This is a genomic window from Sphingomonas pseudosanguinis, assembly GCF_014196255.1.
Taxonomy (GTDB): Bacteria; Pseudomonadota; Alphaproteobacteria; order Sphingomonadales; family Sphingomonadaceae; genus Sphingomonas; species Sphingomonas pseudosanguinis.
In genome coordinates this window covers 299,469-320,659 of record NZ_JACIDH010000002.1, presented here as the reverse complement: position 1 = coordinate 320,659, position 21,191 = coordinate 299,469, and the positions used below count along the sequence as shown (strand labels likewise).

Annotated in this window: 22 protein-coding genes; 11 read left to right on the top strand and 11 right to left on the bottom strand. The window is 64.9% G+C overall.

Annotated elements, in window-relative coordinates; all coding sequences use genetic code 11:
* Window positions 1–68: 68 nt before the first annotated feature.
* On the bottom strand, window positions 69–494 hold the full coding sequence (locus tag GGR48_RS05610) for a DUF2147 domain-containing protein (RefSeq protein WP_240455970.1): 426 nt from the start codon (window positions 492–494) through the stop codon (window positions 69–71).
* 130 nt (window positions 495–624) lie between these two features.
* Window positions 625–1,959: an MFS transporter gene (locus GGR48_RS05605; RefSeq protein ID WP_183950892.1), complete on the bottom strand. Its 1,335-nt coding sequence runs from the start codon at window positions 1,957–1,959 to the stop codon at window positions 625–627.
* A gap of 238 nt (window positions 1,960–2,197) precedes the next feature.
* On the opposite strand from GGR48_RS05605, the gene cyoA reads away from it, so the two are divergent.
* The 7 genes from cyoA to GGR48_RS05570 are packed head-to-tail and all read left to right on the top strand — an operon-like array spanning window position 2,198 to window position 8,948.
* Complete coding sequence (gene cyoA, locus GGR48_RS05600) at window positions 2,198–3,343, top strand: ubiquinol oxidase subunit II (protein ID WP_183950986.1); 1,146 nt, start codon at window positions 2,198–2,200, stop codon at window positions 3,341–3,343.
* A gap of 11 nt (window positions 3,344–3,354) precedes the next feature.
* Window positions 3,355–5,349 carry a cytochrome o ubiquinol oxidase subunit I gene (cyoB, locus tag GGR48_RS05595; RefSeq protein WP_183950891.1) on the top strand — a complete coding sequence of 665 codons (1,995 nt, stop codon included), beginning with the start codon at window positions 3,355–3,357 and terminating at the stop codon, window positions 5,347–5,349.
* A 3-nt stretch (window positions 5,350–5,352) separates the two neighbouring features.
* A complete protein-coding gene (gene cyoC, locus GGR48_RS05590) occupies window positions 5,353–5,991 on the top strand; it encodes a cytochrome o ubiquinol oxidase subunit III (protein ID WP_183950890.1) in 639 nt (212 codons plus the stop codon).
* Window positions 5,988–6,395, top strand: coding sequence for a cytochrome o ubiquinol oxidase subunit IV (gene cyoD, locus GGR48_RS05585; RefSeq protein ID WP_183950889.1), 408 nt, complete (start codon window positions 5,988–5,990; stop codon window positions 6,393–6,395). The genes cyoC and cyoD overlap by 4 nt, the downstream gene beginning before the upstream one ends.
* On the top strand, window positions 6,395–7,108 hold the full coding sequence (locus GGR48_RS05580) for an SURF1 family protein (protein WP_183950888.1): 714 nt from the start codon (window positions 6,395–6,397) through the stop codon (window positions 7,106–7,108). The genes cyoD and GGR48_RS05580 overlap by 1 nt, the downstream gene beginning before the upstream one ends.
* Window positions 7,105–8,415, top strand: a complete 1,311-nt coding sequence (locus GGR48_RS05575) for an ATP-binding protein (RefSeq protein WP_183950887.1) — start codon at window positions 7,105–7,107, stop codon at window positions 8,413–8,415. Before GGR48_RS05580 ends, GGR48_RS05575 begins: the two co-directional genes overlap by 4 nt.
* Window positions 8,415–8,948 carry a response regulator transcription factor gene (locus tag GGR48_RS05570; RefSeq protein ID WP_183950985.1) on the top strand — a complete coding sequence of 178 codons (534 nt, stop codon included), beginning with the start codon at window positions 8,415–8,417 and terminating at the stop codon, window positions 8,946–8,948. Before GGR48_RS05575 ends, GGR48_RS05570 begins: the two co-directional genes overlap by 1 nt.
* Window positions 8,949–8,987: 39 nt before the next feature.
* Here the strand turns inward: GGR48_RS05570 and GGR48_RS05565 are convergent, their stop codons facing one another.
* The 5 genes from GGR48_RS05565 to GGR48_RS05545 form a co-directional block, all read right to left on the bottom strand.
* Complete coding sequence (locus tag GGR48_RS05565; protein WP_240455971.1) at window positions 8,988–10,766, bottom strand: DUF885 domain-containing protein; 1,779 nt, start codon at window positions 10,764–10,766, stop codon at window positions 8,988–8,990.
* 253 nt (window positions 10,767–11,019) lie between these two features.
* Window positions 11,020–11,478, bottom strand: a complete 459-nt coding sequence (locus tag GGR48_RS05560; protein ID WP_240455972.1) for a hypothetical protein — start codon at window positions 11,476–11,478, stop codon at window positions 11,020–11,022.
* 55 nt (window positions 11,479–11,533) lie between these two features.
* Complete coding sequence (locus GGR48_RS05555) at window positions 11,534–11,782, bottom strand: phosphatase (protein ID WP_183950884.1); 249 nt, start codon at window positions 11,780–11,782, stop codon at window positions 11,534–11,536.
* Window positions 11,779–12,123: a phage holin family protein gene (locus tag GGR48_RS05550; RefSeq protein WP_183950883.1), complete on the bottom strand. Its 345-nt coding sequence runs from the start codon at window positions 12,121–12,123 to the stop codon at window positions 11,779–11,781. The genes GGR48_RS05555 and GGR48_RS05550 overlap by 4 nt, the downstream gene beginning before the upstream one ends.
* Before the next feature lie 5 nt (window positions 12,124–12,128).
* Window positions 12,129–12,680 carry a hypothetical protein gene (locus tag GGR48_RS05545; RefSeq protein WP_183950882.1) on the bottom strand — a complete coding sequence of 184 codons (552 nt, stop codon included), beginning with the start codon at window positions 12,678–12,680 and terminating at the stop codon, window positions 12,129–12,131.
* 160 nt (window positions 12,681–12,840) lie between these two features.
* Here GGR48_RS05545 and eno point away from each other — a divergent pair, with 160 nt between their 5' ends.
* Both eno and GGR48_RS05535 read left to right on the top strand, forming a co-directional pair.
* Window positions 12,841–14,121 (top strand): phosphopyruvate hydratase, encoded by a 1,281-nt coding sequence (gene eno, locus GGR48_RS05540; RefSeq protein WP_183950881.1) that lies wholly within the window; start codon window positions 12,841–12,843, stop codon window positions 14,119–14,121.
* Between the two features lie 32 nt (window positions 14,122–14,153).
* Complete coding sequence (locus GGR48_RS05535) at window positions 14,154–14,468, top strand: FtsB family cell division protein (protein WP_409786992.1); 315 nt, start codon at window positions 14,154–14,156, stop codon at window positions 14,466–14,468.
* Window positions 14,469–14,525: 57 nt separating this feature from the next.
* On the opposite strand, the gene GGR48_RS05530 is transcribed toward GGR48_RS05535, so the two are convergent.
* A complete protein-coding gene (locus GGR48_RS05530) occupies window positions 14,526–15,350 on the bottom strand; it encodes an alpha/beta fold hydrolase (protein ID WP_183950880.1) in 825 nt (274 codons plus the stop codon).
* A 99-nt stretch (window positions 15,351–15,449) separates the two neighbouring features.
* Complete coding sequence (locus GGR48_RS17915) at window positions 15,450–15,590, bottom strand: hypothetical protein (protein ID WP_206362460.1); 141 nt, start codon at window positions 15,588–15,590, stop codon at window positions 15,450–15,452.
* Here GGR48_RS17915 and GGR48_RS05525 point away from each other — a divergent pair.
* Window positions 15,538–17,655 carry a prolyl oligopeptidase family serine peptidase gene (locus GGR48_RS05525; protein WP_183950879.1) on the top strand — a complete coding sequence of 706 codons (2,118 nt, stop codon included), beginning with the start codon at window positions 15,538–15,540 and terminating at the stop codon, window positions 17,653–17,655. The two genes, GGR48_RS17915 and GGR48_RS05525, sit on opposite strands and share 53 nt — an antisense overlap.
* A 94-nt stretch (window positions 17,656–17,749) precedes the next feature.
* Window positions 17,750–18,109, top strand: coding sequence for a hypothetical protein (locus GGR48_RS05520; protein ID WP_420854050.1), 360 nt, complete (start codon window positions 17,750–17,752; stop codon window positions 18,107–18,109).
* 65 nt (window positions 18,110–18,174) lie between these two features.
* On the opposite strand, the gene GGR48_RS05515 is transcribed toward GGR48_RS05520, so the two are convergent.
* Both GGR48_RS05515 and GGR48_RS05510 read right to left on the bottom strand, forming a co-directional pair.
* A complete protein-coding gene (locus GGR48_RS05515) occupies window positions 18,175–18,768 on the bottom strand; it encodes a glycine zipper 2TM domain-containing protein (RefSeq protein WP_240455973.1) in 594 nt (197 codons plus the stop codon).
* An 86-nt stretch (window positions 18,769–18,854) separates the two neighbouring features.
* Window positions 18,855–21,152, bottom strand: a complete 2,298-nt coding sequence (locus GGR48_RS05510) for an ATP-dependent helicase (RefSeq protein ID WP_183950878.1) — start codon at window positions 21,150–21,152, stop codon at window positions 18,855–18,857.
* Window positions 21,153–21,191: the final 39 nt, after the last annotated feature.

Genomic DNA, 21,191 nt, shown 5'->3' with positions numbered 1-21,191 from the left:
TCGTCCTTTCTCATGCGATTGCGACATCGGGGACGCGGAAAGCCGCCCAGGGTTCCCGCGTCCGTCGCTTATTTGACCCGCCGCCAGCGCTGCTGGCGACAGCCCAGCCCGCCGAACAGACAGCCTTCGCCGACCAGCGTCTTCGCATCGACCTGGGTGATGGTGCCTTCGACCTCGCGGCCGATGTCGGGGATGAAGACGGTTCCGGCCCAGCGCCCGGGCTCTTCCTCCTCGAAATCGGTGAACAGCCGCGTGCCGACCAAGCGATCCGATCCGCCGCGCGCCGCATCGGCCTTGGCCTGTTCATTGGCCCAGATGACCGTGCCGCACATTAGCTGGGCATCCTGACCGCGTCCGCACGGAGCGAAACGTACCTGGACGCTGTTGGAGGGATTGGCCCAAACGCCCGCCGGCACCCGCGCATCGGCGGTGCCTGCCGCCCCCAGGGCCATCGCGCCGATCACGGCCCTGGCCATCCATGGCTTTGCGTTCATCATCTCGTCTCCCGTTACCGCTGCCCGACACAGGGCTTTGCATCGCCCATGTAGGAATGGCGGTGAACAGAAACAAAACGGCCGGCGAGTCGCCCCGCCGGCCGCTTCGTTCGCGATAGCGGGCGTCCGCTCAGGCCGAGCGCTTCGCCAGCTCCTTGTTGATGCCCAGCGCTGCCAGCGTGCAGACCGCACCCGACAGCAGATAGGCGCCGACCGACAACAGGCCGAAATTGCTCGACAGCAGCAGCGCGGCCAGCGGCGCGAAGCCCGCACCGATCAGCCAGGCGAGGTCGGACGTGATCGCCGCACCCGTATAGCGACGCAGCGGCGAGAAGCCCGAGTTGATAACGCCCGACGACTGGCCGAAGCCCAGGCCGAGTAGCAGGAAGCCCAGCACGATGTAGATCGTCTCACCGGTGCCACCATTGTCGAGCAGCTGCGGCGCGAAGCCCGCATAAGCCGCGATCGCGGCGGCGGAGAAGCCCAGCAGCGTGCGGCGGCCGACGCGGTCGGCGATCTTGCCCGACGCCAGGATGGCGAGAACGCCGACGATGCTGCCGATGATCTCGATCATCATGAAGTCCTGCGGCTGTTCCTTGTTGAACAGGACGACCCAGGACAGCGGGAACACGGTCACGATGTGGAACATCGCGAAGCTGGCGAGCGGCGCGAAGGCGCCGAGGATGACGGTGCGACCTTCGGTGCGCAGTGTCTCGCCGACCGGCGCGGGTTGAAGCTCGCGGCTCTCGAACATGCGCTGGAATTCCGGGGTCGCGACGATGCGAAGCCGGGCGAAGAGCGCCACGACATTGATCGCGAACGCCACGAAGAACGGATAGCGCCAGCCCCAGTCGAGGAAATCGGCGGTGCTGAGCGTCGTCAGGAAGAAGGCGAACAGGCCGTTGGCGACCAGCAGGCCGAGCGGTGCGCCCAGCTGCGGGATCATCGCATACCAGCCGCGACGACGCTCCGGCGCGTTCAGCGACAGCAGCGAGGGCAGGCCGTCCCAGGCGCCGCCCAGCGCCAGGCCCTGCATGATGCGGAAAATGCCCAGCAGCACCGCCGCCGACGTGCCGATCTGTGCATAACCGGGCAGGAAGGCGATCGCCATGGTCGAACCGCCGAGCAGGAACAATGCGATGGTCAGCTTGACCCCGCGGCCCAGATTGCGGTCGACCGCCATGAAGATAAAGGTGCCGATCGGCCGCGCGATGAACGCCAGCGAGAACAGCGCGAACGAATAGATCGTGCCGGTCAGCGCATCGACATAGGGGAAGATCAGCGACGGGAACACCAGCACCGAGGCGATGGCGTACACGAAGAAGTCGAAAAATTCCGAGGTACGCCCGATGATGACGCCGATGGCGATATCGCCCGGCGCGACATGGTGCGGATCGCGGGCATTGACCAGCCGCGCGTCCCGCTCAAGGGGCGTCGAGGTCGATGCGGTTAACTCTGCGCTCATCGGCTGCCAGTCCTGACTTCTTGCATGTTCCTGTCAGCGGTTCGGTTGCGGCGCAAAATGACCGCGCAGAACCGCCATTGTGCTGCGCCTATGCGCCATTCCCCGGCCGGCGGGGATTGGACAAACTGTCCAATGTGCGCAGGTGCAGCAAAGGCGTAGCGGCCCATGCCATATGTCTCATTCGTCGAGCCTTGCGCGCCTGCGCCCTCTTCGCTGGGCCGCCTTGCCCCTCCTGGCCATGCTGGGGGGATGCGACGCGGTCGTGCTCAACCCTGCCGGTGACGTCGCCGTGCAGCAACGCGATCTGGTGCTGATCGCGACGGCCCTGATGCTGCTCATCATCATTCCGGTGATGGCGCTGACGGTGCTGTTCGCGTGGCGCTATCGCAAGAGCAATACGGACGCCGAATATGATCCGGAGTTCGACCACTCCACCATGCTGGAGCTGGTCATCTGGTCGGCGCCGCTGCTGATCATCATCTGTCTGGGTGCGGTGACCTGGACGAGCACCCATCTGCTCGACCCCTATCGCCCGATCGAGCGGACCGCCCCCGGCCAGCCGGTGGCGGCGAGCGTCAAGCCGCTGCAGGTGCAGGTAGTCGCGCTCGACTGGAAATGGCTGTTCATCCTGCCCGAACAGGGCATCGCCACGGTCAACGAACTGGCGCTGCCGGTCGACCGTCCGGTTGAGTTCCGCCTGACCGGCACCTCGGTGATGAACGCCTTCTACATCCCCGCGATGGCCGGCATGATCTACACCATGCCCGGCATGGAGACGAGGCTGCACGCGGCGCTGAACCGCGAGGGCACGTTCAAGGGGCTGTCGTCGCACTATAGCGGCGCGGGCTTCTCGGGCATGCACTTCCCCGTCTATGCCATGCAGTCGAGCGGTTTCGACCAGTGGGTCGAAAAGGTCCGCAGCTCGCAGGCCGGGCAGGGCAAGGGCCAGGGTCCGCTGACCCGCGCGTCGTTCCTGACCGTCGAAAAGCCGAGCGAATATGTGCCCGCCATGTATTTCAGCGGCGTGCAGAACGGCCTGTTCGACCGCGTCGTCAATCGCTGCGTCGCCGAGAACACGCCCTGCATGTCCGACGTGATGATGCACGACCGGATGACCGGTGGCGGCGACCCGCATGAGATGAAGGTCGGCGAGGGCAATCCGCCCGTCAACAATACCGGCCCGATGCACGGTGAGCGGACCAAGGGTGCGCTCGAAAAGTCGCCCGAGGAAATCCAGACCTCGCCGCACCAGAGCAAGGAGCCGCTGCCGTCGAACGGCGTGCAGCAGCCGGGTGACATGAAGAACCGCCGTATGTCCTTCCTTTCCATCCCGCAGACCCCCGGCCCGCAGACCCTAGGTCATGCCGGTGCGGGTCGCGGCTGAGGCACGCCATCATGGATCAGACATTAAAGACCATTTTCGGACGCCTGTCGTTCGAATCGCTACCGATCCACGAGCCCATCGTCGTCGGCACCTTCCTGGGTGTCGCGGTCGGCGGTCTCGCGGTGCTGGCGCTCATCACCAAGTTCAAGCTGTGGGGCTATCTCTGGAAGGAGTGGTTCACCACGGTCGACCACAAGCGCATCGGCATCATGTACATGATCCTGGGCATCGTGATGCTGCTGCGCGGCTTTGCCGACGCGCTGATGATGCGCGGGCAGCAGGCGATCGCGTTCGGCGACAATCAGGGCTTCCTGAATTCGCACCACTATGATCAGGTGTTCACCGCCCACGGCGTCATCATGATCTTCTTCGTGGCGATGCCGATCATCACCGGCCTGATGAACTATATCATCCCGCTCCAGATCGGCGCGCGCGACGTGTCCTTCCCGTATCTCAACAATCTGAGCTTCTGGATGACCGCGGGCGGTGTGGTGCTGGTGATGGCCTCGCTGTTCATCGGTGAGTTCGCGCGGACCGGCTGGCTGGCCTTCCCGCCGCTGTCGGAGCTGGACTTCAGTCCGGATGTCGGTGTCGACTATTATATCTGGGCACTTCAGGTGGCCGGCGTCGGTACGACCCTGTCGGGCATCAACCTGATCGCGACCATCATCAAGATGCGCGCGCCGGGCATGACCATGATGAAGCTGCCGGTGTTCTGCTGGACCTCGCTGTGCGCGAACGTCCTGATCGTCGCCAGCTTCCCCGTGCTGACCGCCACGCTCGTCCTGCTGTCGCTCGACCGTTATGTCGGCACCAATTTCTTCACGAACAATCTCGGCGGCAACCCGATGATGTACGTGAACCTGATCTGGATCTGGGGCCACCCGGAGGTCTACATCCTGATCCTGCCGCTGTTCGGCGTGTTCTCGGAAGTCACCTCGACCTTCTCGGGCAAGCGTCTGTTCGGCTATACCTCGATGGTCTACGCCACGATCGTGATCACGATCCTGTCGTACCTGGTATGGCTGCACCACTTCTTCACCATGGGTTCGGGCGCCAGCGTCAACTCGTTCTTCGGCATCACCACCATGGTGATCTCGATCCCGACGGGGGCGAAGATCTTCAACTGGCTGTTCACCATGTACAAGGGGCGCATCCGGTTCGAACTGCCGATGATGTGGACCATCGCGTTCATGCTGACCTTCACCATCGGTGGCATGACCGGCGTTCTGCTGGCCGTTCCGCCCGCCGACTTCGTGCTGCACAACTCGCTGTTCCTGATCGCGCACTTCCACAACGTGATCATCGGTGGCGTGCTGTTCGGTGCCTTTGCCGCGATCAACTACTGGTGGCCCAAGGCCTTCGGGTTCAAGCTCAACGAGTTCTGGGGCAAGGTGTCGTTCTGGCTGTGGGTCATCGGCTTCTGGGTCGCCTTCACGCCGCTCTACATCCTGGGCTTCATGGGCGTGACCCGTCGTCTGCACCACTTCGAGGACCCGTCGCTCCAGCCCCTCTTCATCGTCGCGCTGTTCGGTGCGCTGATGATCGCGGGCGGTATCGGTGCCTTCCTGGTTCAGATCGGCGTGTCGATCTGGAAGAAGGAAGAGCTGCGCGACGTGACCGGCGATCCCTGGGACGGCCGCACGCTGGAATGGGCGACCTCGTCGCCGCCGCCGCAGTACAACTTCGCCTTCACGCCCGTCATCCACGAACTGGATGCCTGGTACGACATGAAGGACAAGAAGGCACAGGCGCCGGTGGAGGGCTATCGTCCGATCCACATGCCCAAGAACACGGGCACCGGCGTGATCATCGCCGCACTGTCGACCGCTGCCGGCTTCGGCATGATCTGGTACATGTGGTGGCTCGCTGCCTTCGGCCTGATCGGTGTCATCGTCGTCGCCATCTGGCACACGTTCAATTATGACCGCGATTACTACATCCCCGTCGATGAGGTCGTGGCAACGGAAAACGAGCGGCGTCGTCTGCTCGGGCAGGGAGCCTGATCCATGTCGACTGATGTTCTGAGCGCCGATCCGGCCAAGAACCCGACCTATTATCTGGTCGAGGACGAGGATCATCATCACGAATCCGGTGGCTCGACCGCCATCGGCTTCTGGATGTATCTGATGAGCGACTGCCTCATCTTCGCGATCCTGTTCGCCACCTACGGCGTGCTCGGCACCAGCTACGCCGGCGGGCCGACGCCGCGGGAGATTTTCGAACTCCCGCTCGTCGCGCTCAACACCTCGATGCTGCTGCTGTCGTCGATCACCTATGGCTTCGCCATGATCGCGATGGAGAAGAACCAGAAGGCGCAGGTGCAGATCTGGCTGGCGATCACCGGCCTGTTCGGTCTCGCCTTCCTGTCGATCGAACTCTACGAATTCGCCAATCTCATCCATGAGGGTGCGACGCCGCAGCGTTCGGCTTTCCTGTCGTCCTTCTTCACGCTGGTCGGCACGCACGGTCTGCACGTTACCTTCGGCATCATCTGGCTGGTCACGCTGATGGTGCAGGTCGGCCGCTTCGGCCTGCTGGAGGCGAACAAGCGCCGCCTGATGTGCCTGTCGATGTTCTGGCACTTCCTGGACGTCGTCTGGATCGGTGTCTTCACCTTTGTCTATCTGCTGGGAGTTCTCCGTTGAGCGCTCATCCTCCCCATGGTCATGGCGATCACGCCAACCTGGACCACGACCTCCATTCGCATGGCGACACCCATGGTCACGGCTCGATGAAGGGCTACATGATCGGGTTCGTGCTATCGGTGATCCTGACCGCGATCCCGTTCTGGGCGGTGATGACCGGCGGCCTGGGTGATACCCAGACGACCGCGCTGGTCATCATGGCGCTGGCGTTCGTGCAGATCGTCGTCCACATGATCTTCTTCCTGCACATGAACACCAAGTCGGAAGGCGGCTGGACGATGATGGCGCTGGTGTTTACCGCCGTGCTGGTCGTCATCACGCTGAGCGGATCGATCTGGGTCATGTATCACATGAACACCAACATGATGCCGGACATGGCCGCCCAAATGGGCGGCGGCATGTAATGGCCGGGACGGGCATCGGAGGCGGGCGGCGGGACCGCTCGCCGCTGATGCCGGTCATCCTGACCGCGATCGGCCTGGCGCTGATCGCGGGCTTCATTTCCCTGGGCGTGTGGCAGCTTCATCGCCGCCTCTGGAAGCTCGATCTGATCGCGACGGTGAATGCGCGGCTTGACGCCCCGCCGGTCGCAGCCCCCCCGACAGCCAGTTCGGCCGATGTCTATCGCCGCGTGACCGTACGAGGCACGTTCCGTAACGACCGCGAAACCTTTGTTCAGGCCGTGACCGAGCGTGGGCCGGGCTATTGGGTCATGACGCCGCTGGTCGGCCCGCGCTTCACCATCCTCGTCAATCGCGGCTATGTCCCGGCGGAAAAGCGGGCGGATCATGATCGCCCCTCCGGCCCCGTCACGGTCACCGGGCTGGTGCGGGTCAGCGAACCGGGCGGCGGCTTCCTGCGCTCGAACGATCCCGCCGCCGATCGCTGGTATTCGCGCGACGTGGCGGCCATCGCCACCGCCAAGGAGCTTGGCCCCGTCGCTCCCTATTTCATCGATGCCGATGCCACGCCGAACCCCGGCGGTTATCCCGTCGGGGGGCTGACCGTCGTCAGCTTCCGCAACAGCCATTTGTCCTATGCGCTGACCTGGTTCGGGCTGGCGATCCTGACGGTCGTCGGGTTGGTCATCGTGTGGCGGCCCGGCCGCGAGCGATGACCGCAGCGCCGCCCTATCTGCCGTTCACCGTCCGGCCGCGCGAACCCGATGCGACCGCCGGCACCGCCAATATGCGCCAGCTCATCCATCTGCGCTGGATGGCGGTGGCGGGCCAGCTGGTGACGATCCTGTTCGTCAATCGCGTCATGGGGGTGCAACTGCCCATCGCCGCGATGATGGGCGTCCTGGCGATGGCGGTCGCGATCAACCTGCTGAGCCATTTCCGGCTCCGCTTCCACCGCATCACCAATACCGAGCTGCTGTTCGCGCTGATGTTCGACGTCGGCACGCTGACGCTGCAGCTGTTCCTGTCGGGCGGCGCGACCAATCCGTTCATCTCGCTCTATTTGATCCAGGTCGTGCTCGGCGCGGTCCTGCTCGAGACATGGTCCGCCTGGGCCCTGGCCGGGATCACCGGCATCTGCTTCGGACTGTTGTCGTTGCACCATCGCCCACTGGCCTTTCCTCCCTGGTTGTTCGGGGACATTGCCGGGCTGCATACGCTGGGCAATTGGCTGGGCTTCGCGATCGTCGCGGGGTTGCTGATCCTGTTCGTCACGCGGATCAGCGAGAATCTCCGCCAGAACGCGGCACGCATCGCCGACTTCCGACAACAGGCCTCCGAGGAGGATCATATCGTCCGCATGGGCCTGCTCGCCTCGGGCGCGGCGCACGAACTGGGTACGCCGCTCGCCAGCCTGTCGGTGATCCTCAGCGACTGGCGCCGCATGCCCCGCCTGCGCGACGATGCCGAACTGATGGGCGAGATCGCCGAGATGCAGGCGGAGGTCCAGCGCTGCAAGGCGATCGTCACCCGCATCCTGCAATCGGCCGGCGAGCCACGTGGCGAGGCGGCCGAGCAGTCGGAGGTCGGCCTGTTCATCGACGCCATCGTCGGCGAATGGCGCGCAACCCATGCCCAGGTCCCGTTCGACTATACTCGGACCGAGGACGATGCCCCGATCGTCTCGGACCCGGCGATCAAGCAGGCGGTCTGGAACGTGCTCGACAATGCCGCCGAGGCATCGCCGCGCGGCGTCGGGCTGAGCGTGACGCGCGAGGGGGATACGGTGGCGATCCGGGTTTCCGATCGCGGCCCCGGCTTCACCCCCGCAACGCTGGCGCAGGTCGGTCGGCCGCAGCAATCGACGAAGGGCGAGGGGCATGGCGTGGGCCTGTTCCTGGTGTCGAGCGTCGTGCGCAAGCTGGGCGGTCGCATCGAGGCGAAGAACCGGCCCGAGGGTGGCGCGACGGTGACGTTGACCCTACCTCTGGGTATGATCGGCATGACGGATCGGAAGAGATGATGGACGGCGAGCGCTCGCTGATAATTGTCGAGGATGACGACACCTTCGCCCGCACGCTCCAGCGGTCGTTCGAGCGGCGCGGCTATGACGTCCGCGTCGCCAACAGCCCCGATGCGCTGATCGCGGTCCTGGCGGAGATGACCCCGCGTTACGCGGTCGTCGACCTGAAACTCGGGCAAGCCTCGGGCCTCGCCTGTGTTCAGACACTGCACGCGCATGATCCCGAAATGCTGATCGTCGTGCTGACCGGCTTCGCCAGCATCGCCACGGCGGTGGAGGCGATCAAGCTGGGGGCCTGCCATTATCTCGCCAAGCCGTCCAACACCGACGACATCGAGGCTGCCTTTCACAAGGCGAGCGGCGATGCGACGACGGCGATCACCGACCGGCCCAGTTCCATCAAGACGCTGGAGTGGGAGCGGATCAACGAGACGCTGGCCGACACCAACTTCAACATCTCGGAAACCGCACGGCGGCTGGGGATGCACCGCCGCACGCTCGCGCGGAAACTGGAAAAACGTCACGTTCCCTGACGCTTGAGGGAGAGGCCGGCCGGCCCCTCCCATGCGCGTTCAGGCGCGGCGCTTTTCGGCCGCGATCCACGCGTCGATCTTCTGCTCCAGCACCGGCATCGGCAGTGCGCCGGTATCGAGGATTTCGGCGTGGAAGCGGCGCGGATCGAACTTGGCACCCAGTTCGGCCTGCGCTTTCGCCTTCACCCGGCTGATCGTCAGCTGACCGATCTTATAGGCCAGCGCCTGGCCCGGAATGGCGATATAGCGCTCGACCTCGGCGGTCGCGTCGGTCCGCGCCATCGGCGAATTGACGAGCATATAGTCGATCGCCTGATCGCGGGTCCAACCCTTGGCATGGATGCCGGTGTCGACGACCAGCCGCATCGCGCGCAGCATCTCGTCATTCAGCCCGCCCATCCGCTGATAGGGATCGGTCTCCATGCCCAGTTCGGGCCACAGCGTCTCGGCATAGAGCGCCCAGCCTTCCGCATAGGCGGTATTGCCGCCGAAGCGCATGAAGGCGGGCAGCGCGGCATTCTCCTGCGCCAGGCTGATCTGGAAATGATGGCCCGGCACCGCTTCGTGCAGATACAGCGTCTCCATCTCCCACATGTAGCGCGACGGCAGGTCATAGGTATTGTAATAGAAGGCACCCGGCCGTGAGCCATCAGGCGTGCCGCCCTGATAGGAGCCGCCGGCGTCGGTCTTTTCCTTGAAGGCGGGGACGGGCCGGATTTCGAGCGCGGTCTTCGGGATCAGCGAGAATTGCTCGCGGATACGCGCATCGACACGGCGGCCGATCGCTTCATAGCCTTCACGCAGCTGCTGCGCCGATTTGGGCTGGAACTGCGTATCGGTGCGCAGGAAGGTGAAGAATTCGGGCAGGCTGCCCTTAAAGCCGACCGCCTGCTTCTGGACCTCCATCGCCTTCAGGATGCGCGCGACCTCCGACAGACCGAGCTGGTGGACCGCCTCGGCCTGAAGCGGCAGCGTCGTGTTCTGCTCAATGAGATAGGCATAGAGCTTCGCACCGCCCGGCATGCCCGACAGGCCGACGCTGTCGCGCGCGGCGGGCAGATAGGTCGTGGCGAGGAAATCGCGCATCCGGCGCTGGGCGGGGATAATCACGTCGCGGATCTGCGTCGCATAGGCGGCGGTCAGCCGGGTGCGGTCGGCGGCCGGAATGGCGGCGGGAAATTTCTTGACCGGCGCATAGAAGGTCGACTCCTCCGGCTTGCCCGCCAGCAGATTGTCGAACTGCGTGATCATGTTGCGAACGACCAGCTTGGGCTGGACGACGCCGCTCTTCATACCCTGTCGAAAGCGACCGATCGCTTCGTCGAGCAGCCGGGCATATTCGACGTTGCGCTTCAGGTTGTTCTCGTAATCGACCACCGTATTGAAAGGTGCGGCGCCCTGACCCGAAGCGAATTCGGGATAGAAGGTCTGGATGCCATAGAAATGATCCATCGGCCGCACGATCGTCAGCGCGACGATGGCCGGGTCCAGACCTTTTAGCGACATCTCGGTCTGGTTGCGGAATACGTCATAGGCGATCTGATCGGTCGGGGTCAGCTTGGCACGGTCAATCCGACCCAGCTCCGCCATATCCTTTTGCGCGGCCGCGCGTTCGGCCGCGATATAGCGGTCGGAAAAAAAATCGCCGACCTGATCGGCGCGGCGCATATCCCCCCGGAAGATGCCGTTGATCGGATTGCGCGCGAGGCTGGCTTCGTCGCTCTCATGGAAAAGCCGCTTGAGCCGCGCGTCTTCGGGGCCGTCACCCGGCTGGGGCGGAGCGGGAGGCAGGGCCTGGGCCAAAACCGGCGCGGTCATGGCGGGAAGCGACAGGGAGGAGAGCAGGGCAGCGAGAGGCAGAAGGCGCAAGCGGATTTCCCGTTCGGTCAGAGAAGACCTATTGGTAGAAACCTGCCGATCACCCCGCAAGCAGCGGTAAACGCTTATCCACCGGTGATTGTCCGATGGAGCGGGCACGAAAAAAGCCCCCGCAGCATCCCGGCGGGACGATGAGGGGGCTTTTTGAAACGGTTCGCGTTCAGCGCCCGTCAGCGTCAAACGCCATCTCGATTTAGATGGTCGACTTGTTGGTCGCAGCCTTGGCGGCGGCCGAACCGGCATTGCTCGCGACCTTGACGACGTCGTCCAACAACGACTTCGCACGGTCCTTCGCCGCGCCCTTGGTCAGGCCGGCCTCCTCCAGTTCGCGCAGGCCCGTCTCGCGGGCGGCCTGCGCCGCCTGACGGACCGTCTCACCAAGCTTCTTGCCGAGCGGGGCGAGGACTTCCTTTTCGCGGGCGCTGCGCGGGATCAGCGCGCCGGCGAGGACGCCGACCGCCAGACCGCCGACCAGAATGCCGAGCGGATTGGCTTCGATCGTCTGCGCGGTCTTGTGCGCGACGTCAGCGGCCTTTTCCTTGGCGTCGTGAAGGGCGTGCGACGCGGTCTCGCGGCCCTGCGCCAGCGTTTCGCGGATGCGACCATTCTGCTGATCGGCGTCGAGCGTGGTGTGCGTGGTTTCGATGGTCATTGCGGTCATCCTCCTGGACTATTGCCGACCTTGATTTGCCGGTCGGCAGGCCAAATCACTTGCGCTTGAACAGGCGGGCGATCCGCCGACGATTGAGGAACAATCCCAGCACTGCCACGCCACCGGCGACGGCAGCGGGGTTGTTCCTGGCGCTGTCGATCCCCGACTTGGCGGCGGACAGGCTGACTTCCTTGGCCTGCGCGGCCAGGGCCTGCGGCTCCAACCGCGCCTGGATGCGTGCGGCCGTCTGGTTCATCCGCTCACGCGCCTCGGCGGCCCGCAGTTCGGCTTCGGAGACGGTCATGCCTGCCCTCCCGACAAACGCGACTTGCCGACCATCGCCAGGATACCGGCGATCAGCAGCACCGCGCCGACCACGATCAAGGTCGATCCCAGCGGCCCCACCAACGGCGCCAACGCCATGATCAGGCCGACAAGGAACGCGATCAACGCGGCCAGCGCCAGCACGCCGGCGATGGCAAAGAACGTCGCCGCGCTGCGATAGCGCGAGACCTTGTCGGACGCCCGCGCCTTCGCCAGGTCGATCTCTGCCGCGATGAACGACCGGCCGTCATCGACCAGCTGCGAGACCAGCGAGGTCAGGGTCTCCGGTTCCGGCGACGTCGCCGAAAGGGGGGCGGTCACGCGGGTCACGCTGCGGCGTTGTCCGACGCGTGGCCCTCAAGACCCGACTGGACCACGCGGGCCACGACAAAGCCGAGTGCTGCCGCGATCCCGACGGCGATCGCCGGGCTCTTCGCCACGAAGGCGCGTGCGTCGTCGAGCAGTTCCTCGACATCCTTATCCTTGATCGAACCGGAGAAGGAATTCACCGCATCCGCCGCCGAGCGGGCATATTGGCCATATTGCTGGCCGAGCTTCTCATCGACCTGACCCGCCGCATCGTTGAGCAGCTGGGCGACCTGATCCAGCGCCGAGCCGGCCTTCGCCTTGCCGTCGCCGGCCAGCGCATAGACCTTGTCGACCGCCTGCTGTTGGAACTTGCCGGCCCCGTCCTTCACTGTCTGCTTGGCGTCGGAAATGGTCGAAGCCTTCGTGTCCGCCGTGGCGGTCTGCGTCGCGCTGTTGCCGATGCCGAAGGATGCGGTGGGCGCCGCGACCTCAGGGGCGACGCCGCCATGGCCGCCGAAATTCGGCGTCGTGTCATGCTGCGGGGGAAACGTGTTGTCGGTATCGGCCATGGGACAATCCCTTTCCTTCTTGGCCCGGCGGACCGGGCAGTTCGCCTCTTAACCCCGGCGACGGAAGCACGGTTCCATGCTTTTCCCGCAATTGCCCTTCGCGTGGTCACACGATAGAGCGCGGCCGAGACCTTCAAGGCTGATGTAGGAGCATCGTTACGTGACCGCAATCATCGACATCCACGCGCGTCAAATCCTGGACAGCCGGGGTAACCCCACCGTCGAAGTCGACGTGCTGCTCGAAGACGGCAGCTTCGGCCGTGCCGCTGTGCCCTCGGGCGCGTCGACCGGCGCGCATGAGGCGGTCGAGAAGCGCGACGGCGACAAGAGCCGATGGATGGGCAAGGGCGTCGAGGCGGCGGTCGAGGCGGTCAATGACGAGATCACCGACAAGATCCTGGGCATAGATGCCGAGGATCAGGCCGATCTCGACCGCGCGATGATCGAGCTGGACGGCACCGAGAACAAGGGCCGGCTGGGTGCGAACGCGATCCTGGGCGTCAGCCTCGCGGCGGCCAAGGCAGCGGCCGAAGCGCGCGGCCTGCCGCTGTATAAGTATGTCGGGGGCGTTTCGGCGCATCTGCTGCCCGTGCCGATGATGAACATCATCAATGGCGGCGAACATGCCGATAACCCGATCGATTTCCAGGAATTCATGATCATGCCGGTCGGTGCGGCGAACATCATGGAAGCCGTCCGCTGCGGCTCGGAAATCTTCCACACGCTGAAGAAGGCGCTGCACGAAAAGGGTCTGGCGACCGGCGTGGGTGACGAGGGCGGCTTTGCCCCCAACATCGCCTCGACCACCGAAGCGCTCGACTTCATCATGGCCTCGGTCGAGAAGGCCGGGTACAAGCCGGGCGACGACGTCATGATCGCGCTCGACTGCGCCGCGACCGAGTTCTTCAAGGACGGCAAATACAATATCTCGGGCGAGGGCAAGATCCTGTCGAGCCATGAGATGGCTGAGTATCTCGCCAACCTGACCCGCCAGTACCCGATCCTGTCGATCGAGGACGGCATGGCCGAGGACGATTGGGAAGGCTGGAAGGCTCTGACCGACATGATCGGCGACAAGGTGCAGCTGGTCGGCGACGATCTGTTCGTCACTAACCCCAAGCGGCTGAAGCAGGGCATCGACGGCGGCTACGCCAACTCGCTGTTGGTCAAGGTCAACCAGATCGGCACGCTGACCGAGACGCTGGAGGCTGTGTCGCTGGCGCAGCGTTCGCGCTACACCGCCGTTATGTCGCACCGTTCGGGCGAAACCGAGGACGCCACCATCGCCGATCTGGCGGTCGCCACCAACTGCGGCCAGATCAAGACGGGCAGCCTCGCGCGGTCGGACCGGCTCGCCAAGTACAACCAGCTGATCCGTATCGAGGAAGAGCTGGGTGACTCGGCGCGCTATGCCGGTCGCGATATTCTCATCCGCGCTTGAAATCGAAGGGCGTCGGTACGAAAATGGGTTCCGTGACCAAGAAGCCGTCGCCTTTCATTCGCACCATGCGGCGGGCCGCTTTGCCCGCGCTTGGCCTGACGATCGTCGCGTTCTTCGGCGCCTATGCGGTGCTGGGACGTAACGGCCTGCTCGCTTACGGCGAGTATCAGCGCCAGTTGGTGAAGCGGGAGCATGAATATGCCCAGCTCGACAAGAAGCGGACGGTTCTGAAAAACCGCGTCGCGCTTCTCGACCCGGATCACGCCAATCCGGACATGGTGGACGAAATGGTCCGCAAGGAACTGAATGTCGCCCATCCCGATGAGGTGATCGTCCCGCTGAAGTAATTGCGGCAACCTATTGAAAGGGGCGGCTTTCCGAGGGAAGGCCGCCCCCTTTCCGTATCAGCGACCCAGGAAGGTCAGGATGTCGCTGGTCAGCCGATCGCTATGCGTGACGTTCAGGCCATGCGGCGCGCCGTCATATTCCACGAGCTGGGACTGTGCGATCCCGGCCGCTGCCGCACGACCGGCGGCATCGATCGGCACCGTCTGGTCGGCCGTGCCGTGGATGACCAGCGTCGGCACGCGGAACGCCGCAAGATCGGGGCGGAAGTCGGTCTGGCTGAACGACTCCGCGCATGCCAGGGTCGGCTTGAGGCCGGCCTGCATCGCCACGCTGGTCGCCCAGTCGAGTATCTCCTCGCTGATCGGGCTGGAGATATAGCCGACACCGAAGAACTGCTTGAAGAAGGTGTGGCGCAGGAAATGCGCACGGTCGTCCTTCAACCCCTGCGTGATCTGGTCGAAGACCGACTGCTCGGTGCCATCGGGATTGTCCGGGGTCTTGGCCATATAGGGTACGACCGAGGCGATCAGGCCGGCCGCGACGACGCCCTTGCCGTCATGCCGGCTCATATAGCGCGCGACCTCGCCACCGCCCATCGAGAAGCCGAAGACCGCCGCGTCCCGAGCGCCCGTCGCCTCCAGCACATCGGCGAGATCGTCGGCCAGCGTGTCATAATCATAGCCCGACCAGGGCTGACCCGACCGACCGAAGCCGCGCCGGTCATAGGCGATGGCACGGAAGCCCGCCTCGGCCAGGGCCATCATCTGCGCGTCCCACATGTCCGCCGACAGCGGCCAGCCATGCAACAATACGACGGGGCGGCCTTCGCCCCAGTCCTTGACATAGATATCCGTACCGTCGCGGGTTTTCAGATAAGGCATGGTATTTCCTGACATATCGGGAAAGGAACAGCCTGAACGGGCGCGGCCATGGCCCGTTCCGTTCCCGCCACGCCTGCACAGGGCGCACGCGGGCGCGCATCACGTCAACAAGGCTGACGTGGTGCATTGCCAGCGGCGCGTGATGAAGTCACATTCGCGCCATTCACGATCCAAGGAGCTTCGATACATGCGGGGATGGCGGTTGATGTTGGCGGGATCGATGCTCGCCAGCCAGCTCATGATGGGAACGGCAATGGCCCAGGTGAATACAGTGACGGAGAACGACCCCTATATCTGGCTGGAGGACAAGGACGGCGCCAAGGCGCTCGCCTGGGTCGAGGCGGAGAATGCCAAGACGCTGCCCCGCCTGCAGAACGACCCGCGCTATCAGACCTTCTACCAGGAGGCGCTGGCCATCGCCTCGGCCAAGGATCGCATCCCGATGCCCGGCCAGCTTTATGGCCGGATTGTCAATTTCTGGCGCGACTCCGATCATCCGCAGGGCATTTGGCGCTGGACGAGCGAGGCCGATTACGCCTCGGCCAATCCCCGCTGGACGACGCTGCTCGACCTCGATGCGCTGAGCAAGGCGGAGGGCAAGAAGTGGGTCTGGAAGGGGTTGACCTGCCTCAGCCCCGAGGATCGGCTGTGCCTGATCGCCCTGTCGGAGGGCGGCGAGGACGCGATCGAATATCGCGAATTCGACATGGAGACGGGGGCGTTCGTCCCCAACGGCTTCCGCCTGTCGACCTCCAAGCAGGGCGCGGCCTGGCTGGACAAGGACACGCTGCTCGTCAGCCGCGACTGGGGTGAGGGCACGCTGACCAAGTCGAGCTACCCGTTCGTGGTGAAGATGGTGAAGCGCGGCCAGCCGCTGACGCAGGCGACCGAGGTCTTCCGGGGGGCGCCGACCGACGAGCTGGGCACCTATGCCGGCGTGCTGACCGATGCGAAGGGCAACCGCGCCGTCGTGATCGAGCGGCGCAAGACCTTCTTTGGCGGCGACAAGCTGTTTTGGACGCCGGCGGGCGGGGCCAAGCCGATCGCGATGCCCGCGCGCGCCTTCCCGTCGGGCATGGTCGATGGCCGCGTGGTCTTCCAGACCAGTGATGCCTGGGGCGAGCATCCGGCGGGCTCGGTCGTCTGGGCACCGCTGACTGAACTGGAGGCGGGGCGGATCACGCCGCGCGCGCTGTTCACGCCGACCGATCGGCAGGCGGTCGAGGGCGTCTCGACGACCAAGGACCGTGTCGTCGTAACCTATATCGACAATGTCCGTGGCCGGGCGAGCGTCTTCACGCCGGGCGCCAATGGCTGGACCGCGACTGCCGTGCAGGTGCCGGACAATATGGCGGTCGACGTGGTCAGCACCAGCGACCGGTCGAACATCGTCTATCTGTCGACCGCAGGCTTCACCACGCCGACCGTGCTGTCGCGCTTCGATGCTGGCCAGCCGGCCACGCCGCAGGTGCTGAAAACGCTGCCCGCGCGCTTCGATGCGGCGGGGACGACCGTCCATCAATATGAGGCGACCTCCACCGACGGCACGAAAATCCCGTATTTCGTCGTCCTGCCCAAGGGCGCGACGCTGGACGGCACCACGCCGACGCTGATGACCGCCTATGGCGGGTTCGAGATCGCGCGCCTGCCGACCTATCTCGGCTCGACCGGCAAGATCTGGACTGAGCGGGGCGGGGCCTATGTCCTTGCCAATATCCGTGGCGGCGGCGAGTTCGGGCCGAAATGGCATGACGCGGGCCGCAAGACGAAGCGTCAGATCATCTATGACGACTTCGCTTCGGTTGCGAAGGACCTGTTCACCCGCAAGATCACCAATCCGCAAAAGCTGGGCATCTATGGCGGCTCGAACGGCGGACTGCTGATGGGCGTCGAGCTGACCCAGCATCCCGAGCTGTGGAAGGCGGTGACGATCCAGGTGCCGCTGCTCGACATGGTCCGCTATCAGAAGATCGCCGCCGGCGACTCGTGGAAGGACGAATATGGGTCGGTCGACGTGCCCGAGGAGGCGGCCTTCCTGCGCAAGATCTCGCCCTATGCGAATATCCGCAAGGGCGTGGCCTACCCTGAGCCCTATATCTGGACCACGACCAAGGACGACCGTGTCGGGCCGCAGCATGCGCGCAAGTTCGCCGCGCGCTTGTCCGAATATGGCATCCCGTATCTCTTCTATGAGGATACGGCCGGTGGCCATTCGGGCGATGCCGACATCGCGCAGGGCGCGCGGCTGAGTGCGCAGCAGATGGTCTATTTCGCGCAGAAGCTGATGGACCAGCCGAAGCGCTGACGTGGCGATGCCGGGTGCGTTACGGCGCATCCGGCATTTGCCGCTTGCCCTATGGGACAATATTGTTCTTGCTGCGTTGCGGTAGGATGGGCAAATGCAGGGCATGACCGATATGTCGACGACCGAGCGCCGTCCGGCTGAGCCGGCGGCGGGCGCTCCCGCCATCATTTTCGAGGCCATCGTGAAGATGCAGGCCGTCTCCGCCATGTATAATCGCGGCGAAGTGGTGCTGGCGCCTCATGTGATCTACACCCGCCACGACGAGCTTTACGTCGATGCGACCACTGTCGAGCGGGACGGCAAGCCGCCACGCGAGGAAAAGATGGGCACGTTCAAGCTGGCGGGCCTGGGCGCACTCCGCCTGACCCCGCGCCGTTTCGCGCTCAGCACGCTGTTCGAACGCGATGCCGAGAAATATCGCAACGTCGCGTTGATGATGGTCGAGCCGGCCTGATTAGCCCGATCGGCGGTCGGGCCGGAGCCATCAATGCGTCGGCACTGATGGCTCCGGCTGGCTAATCAACGGCAGCGCACTTGGTTCTGGTCGATCGAACGCCCGGCCAGCGCGCCGCCGGCGGCCCCCAATAGGGTGGCGATGGTGCTGCTGCGGCCCCCGACCAGATTGCCAAGCACGCCGCCGGCCGCCCCCCCGATGATCAGGCCGGTGGTACCGTCCGACCGCCGGCAATAATAGCGGCCATCGGTCCCGGCATAGACGCGGTCCTGCGGCTGTAGGACGCGCTCGCGATATTGCGGCCCATCGCGGTAATCGCCGACCGGATCATAATAGGGCTGATCGTCAGGGCCATAGCCGTCCGCCGGGACAGGTGGTGCTACGCGGTAGCCGCCGGGGCCGGCCGCTGGCGGCGGGGGCGGGGGCGGCGGGGCAGGGCGATAGCCATCGTCATAGCCCGGACCCGCATCCGAATAACCCCGGCCGCGCTCCGCCTGATACCGATCCACTTCCTGCCGGTAAATCTGATATTCCCGGTCGAAACGCGCCTGCGCCGCCCGGAACCGTGCCTCGTCTGCGGCGGTCTGCGCCGATGCGGGCAGGGCGGTCATGGTAACGGCGGTGGCGACTGTCGCGATGGCCAGGCGACGAAAGCCCATCGATCTTTTCCTCCAGCGCCCGCACGATCGGGCAGGCCAGACCGATACGGCCACGAATCGATATGGTTCCTGAACGGTGCTGAGGGTCAGGCGACGCTTTTGGTGACGAAGCTGTCCATCACCCGCTTGCGCCCCGCCTGTTCGAAATCGATCTCCAGCTTGTTGCCCTCGATCGCCGCGATCGCGCCATAGCCGAACTTCTGGTGGAACACCCGGTCGCCGACCGTCAGATCGTCGCGGCCCTTCTGTCCCAGCCCGACCGACGGCGCGCGCGACTCGACGACGCGCACGGGGCGTGTCGGTACGGCGGTCTGGCCGGCCGCCGCCCGCTGCCACCCCGGACCACGCCCGGTCCCCCGCCCGACATTGGCGAAGGGATCGGCATGCTCCGACCAGTTGGCGCGCCACAGGCTTTCGCCGCCGGTCATACTGGTTTCGCTCTCGATATGCTCGGCCGGCAATTCCCCGACGAAGCGGCTGGGCAGGCTGGAGGTCCATTGGCCATAGATGCGCCGATTGGCCGCGTGGAGGATGATTGCCTTTCGCCGTGCCCGCGTGATCGCGACATAGGCGAGCCGCCGCTCCTCCTCCAGGCTGCGCGTGCCGCCCTCGTCGATCGCACGCTGCGAGGGGAACAGTCCCTCTTCCCAGCCGGCCAGGAACACGGTGTCGAATTCCAGCCCCTTGGCGGCGTGGATCGTCATGATCGTCACTTCGGGTTCGCGCCGATCGCCGTCGCGGTCCATCACCAGCGAGACATGCTCCAGGAACGCGCCAAGCGAGTCGTAATCCTCCATCGCGCGGACGAGTTCGGACAGGTTTTCCAGACGCCCCGCCGCCTCGGCCGATTTCTCATTCTGGTACATGGCGGTATAGCCGCTCTCGTCCAGCATCTGCCGCGCCAGCTCGGCATGGGGCAGATCGCCGGCCATATCGCGCCAACGGGCGATGTCGCCGATCAGATTGCCCAGGCTGCGCCGCGCCTGCGGCGTCAGCTCGTCGGTATCCAGGATGCGCGCGGCGGCGATGGTCAGCGGCATGCCCTCGGCACGCGCCAACTGATGGATCTTGGCCAGCGCCTTGTCGCCCAAGCCGCGCTTGGGGACGTTGACGATCCGCTCGAACGCCAGATCGTCGGACGGCTGGTTGACGACGCGCAGATAGGCCAGCGCATCGCGGATCTCGGCACGCTCGTAGAAGCGGAAGCCGCCGACGATCCGATAGGGCAGGCCGATCGCGATGAAGCGGTCTTCGAATTCGCGCGTCTGGTGCTGGGCGCGGACGAGAATGGCGATGTCGCCGTAGGAGGTGCCCGACCGCCGCGCCGCCTCGATCTCCTCGCCGACGCGCCGCGCCTCCTCCGGCCCGTCCCAGACGCCGAGCACGCGGACCTTCTCACCCACGTCCAGTTCGGTCCACAGGGTCTTGCCAAGCCGCCCGCCATTGTTGGCGATCACGCCCGATGCGGCCCCCAGGATATGCGGCGTGGAACGATAATTCTGCTCCAGCCGGATGACCTTCGCGCCCGGGAAATCACGCTCGAAGCGCAGGATATTTTCCACCTGCGCGCCGCGCCAGGAATAGATGGACTGGTCGTCGTCACCGACACAGGCGATATTCTTGCGCGCCTGCGCCAGCAGCCGCAGCCACAGATACTGGACGCTGTTGGTGTCCTGATACTCGTCGACCATGATGTAGCGGAAACGCTGCTGATAATGCTCCAGCACGTCGCGATGCGTCTTCAGGATGGTCAGCATGTGGAGCAACAGATCGCCGAAGTCGCAGGCGTTCACGCTGCGCAGCCGTTCCTGATATTGGCGGTACAGCTCGGCCCCCCGGCCATTGGCGTAGCGTTCGGCCTCGCCGGCATCGATATCCGCCGGGATCAGCCCCTTGTTCTTCCACTCGTCGATCAGGCCGCCGAGCGCACGCGCGGGAAAGCGCTTCTCGTCGATGTCCGCCGCGACGATCAGCTGCTTGAGCAACCGGAGCTGGTCATCGGTGTCGAGGATGGTGAAGTTGGATTGCAGCCCGACCAGTTCGGCATGGCGGCGCAGCATCTTGGCACCGATCGCGTGGAAGGTGCCCAGCCACGGCATCCCCTCGACCGCATCGCCGACCAGCCGGCCGACGCGCTCGCGCATTTCGCGCGCGGCCTTGTTGGTGAATGTCACCGACAGGATCTCCGACGGCCAGGCCTTGCGGGTGTAGAGCAGATGCGCGAGCCGCGCGGTCAGCGCCGCCGTCTTGCCCGTGCCCGCCCCCGCCAGGACCAGCACCGGACCATCGGTGGTCAGCACCGCCTCGCGCTGTGCGGGATTCAGTGTCCGCAAATAGGGGTAATCGGCCAGATTTGCGGGCGCTTCGGGAGTGATGGCGGTCATCGCGAACAGTTAGGGAACGTTTGCCGCCGGGGCAACCAT

What these genes read in the sequence shown, in the direction of transcription:
- GGR48_RS05610 (WP_240455970.1), bottom strand. Translation starts at nt 494, where the DNA reads ATGAACGCAAAGCCATGGATGGCCAGGGCCGTGATCGGCGCGATGGCC.
- GGR48_RS05605 (WP_183950892.1), bottom strand. Translation starts at nt 1,959, where the DNA reads ATGAGCGCAGAGTTAACCGCATCGACCTCGACGCCCCTTGAGCGGGAC.
- cyoA (WP_183950986.1), top strand. Translation starts at nt 2,198, where the DNA reads ATGCTGGGGGGATGCGACGCGGTCGTGCTCAACCCTGCCGGTGACGTC.
- cyoB (WP_183950891.1), top strand. Translation starts at nt 3,355, where the DNA reads ATGGATCAGACATTAAAGACCATTTTCGGACGCCTGTCGTTCGAATCG.
- cyoC (WP_183950890.1), top strand. Translation starts at nt 5,353, where the DNA reads ATGTCGACTGATGTTCTGAGCGCCGATCCGGCCAAGAACCCGACCTAT.
- GGR48_RS05580 (WP_183950888.1), top strand. Translation starts at nt 6,395, where the DNA reads ATGGCCGGGACGGGCATCGGAGGCGGGCGGCGGGACCGCTCGCCGCTG.
- GGR48_RS05575 (WP_183950887.1), top strand. Translation starts at nt 7,105, where the DNA reads ATGACCGCAGCGCCGCCCTATCTGCCGTTCACCGTCCGGCCGCGCGAA.
- GGR48_RS05570 (WP_183950985.1), top strand. Translation starts at nt 8,415, where the DNA reads ATGGACGGCGAGCGCTCGCTGATAATTGTCGAGGATGACGACACCTTC.
- GGR48_RS05565 (WP_240455971.1), bottom strand. Translation starts at nt 10,766, where the DNA reads ATGACCGCGCCGGTTTTGGCCCAGGCCCTGCCTCCCGCTCCGCCCCAG.
- GGR48_RS05560 (WP_240455972.1), bottom strand. Translation starts at nt 11,478, where the DNA reads ATGACCATCGAAACCACGCACACCACGCTCGACGCCGATCAGCAGAAT.
- GGR48_RS05555 (WP_183950884.1), bottom strand. Translation starts at nt 11,782, where the DNA reads ATGACCGTCTCCGAAGCCGAACTGCGGGCCGCCGAGGCGCGTGAGCGG.
- GGR48_RS05545 (WP_183950882.1), bottom strand. Translation starts at nt 12,680, where the DNA reads ATGGCCGATACCGACAACACGTTTCCCCCGCAGCATGACACGACGCCG.
- GGR48_RS05530 (WP_183950880.1), bottom strand. Translation starts at nt 15,350, where the DNA reads ATGCCTTATCTGAAAACCCGCGACGGTACGGATATCTATGTCAAGGAC.
- GGR48_RS05525 (WP_183950879.1), top strand. Translation starts at nt 15,538, where the DNA reads ATGCGGGGATGGCGGTTGATGTTGGCGGGATCGATGCTCGCCAGCCAG.
- GGR48_RS17915 (WP_206362460.1), bottom strand. Translation starts at nt 15,590, where the DNA reads ATGAGCTGGCTGGCGAGCATCGATCCCGCCAACATCAACCGCCATCCC.
- GGR48_RS05520 (WP_420854050.1), top strand. Translation starts at nt 17,750, where the DNA reads ATGCAGGGCATGACCGATATGTCGACGACCGAGCGCCGTCCGGCTGAG.
- GGR48_RS05515 (WP_240455973.1), bottom strand. Translation starts at nt 18,768, where the DNA reads ATGGGCTTTCGTCGCCTGGCCATCGCGACAGTCGCCACCGCCGTTACC.
- GGR48_RS05510 (WP_183950878.1), bottom strand. Translation starts at nt 21,152, where the DNA reads ATGACCGCCATCACTCCCGAAGCGCCCGCAAATCTGGCCGATTACCCC.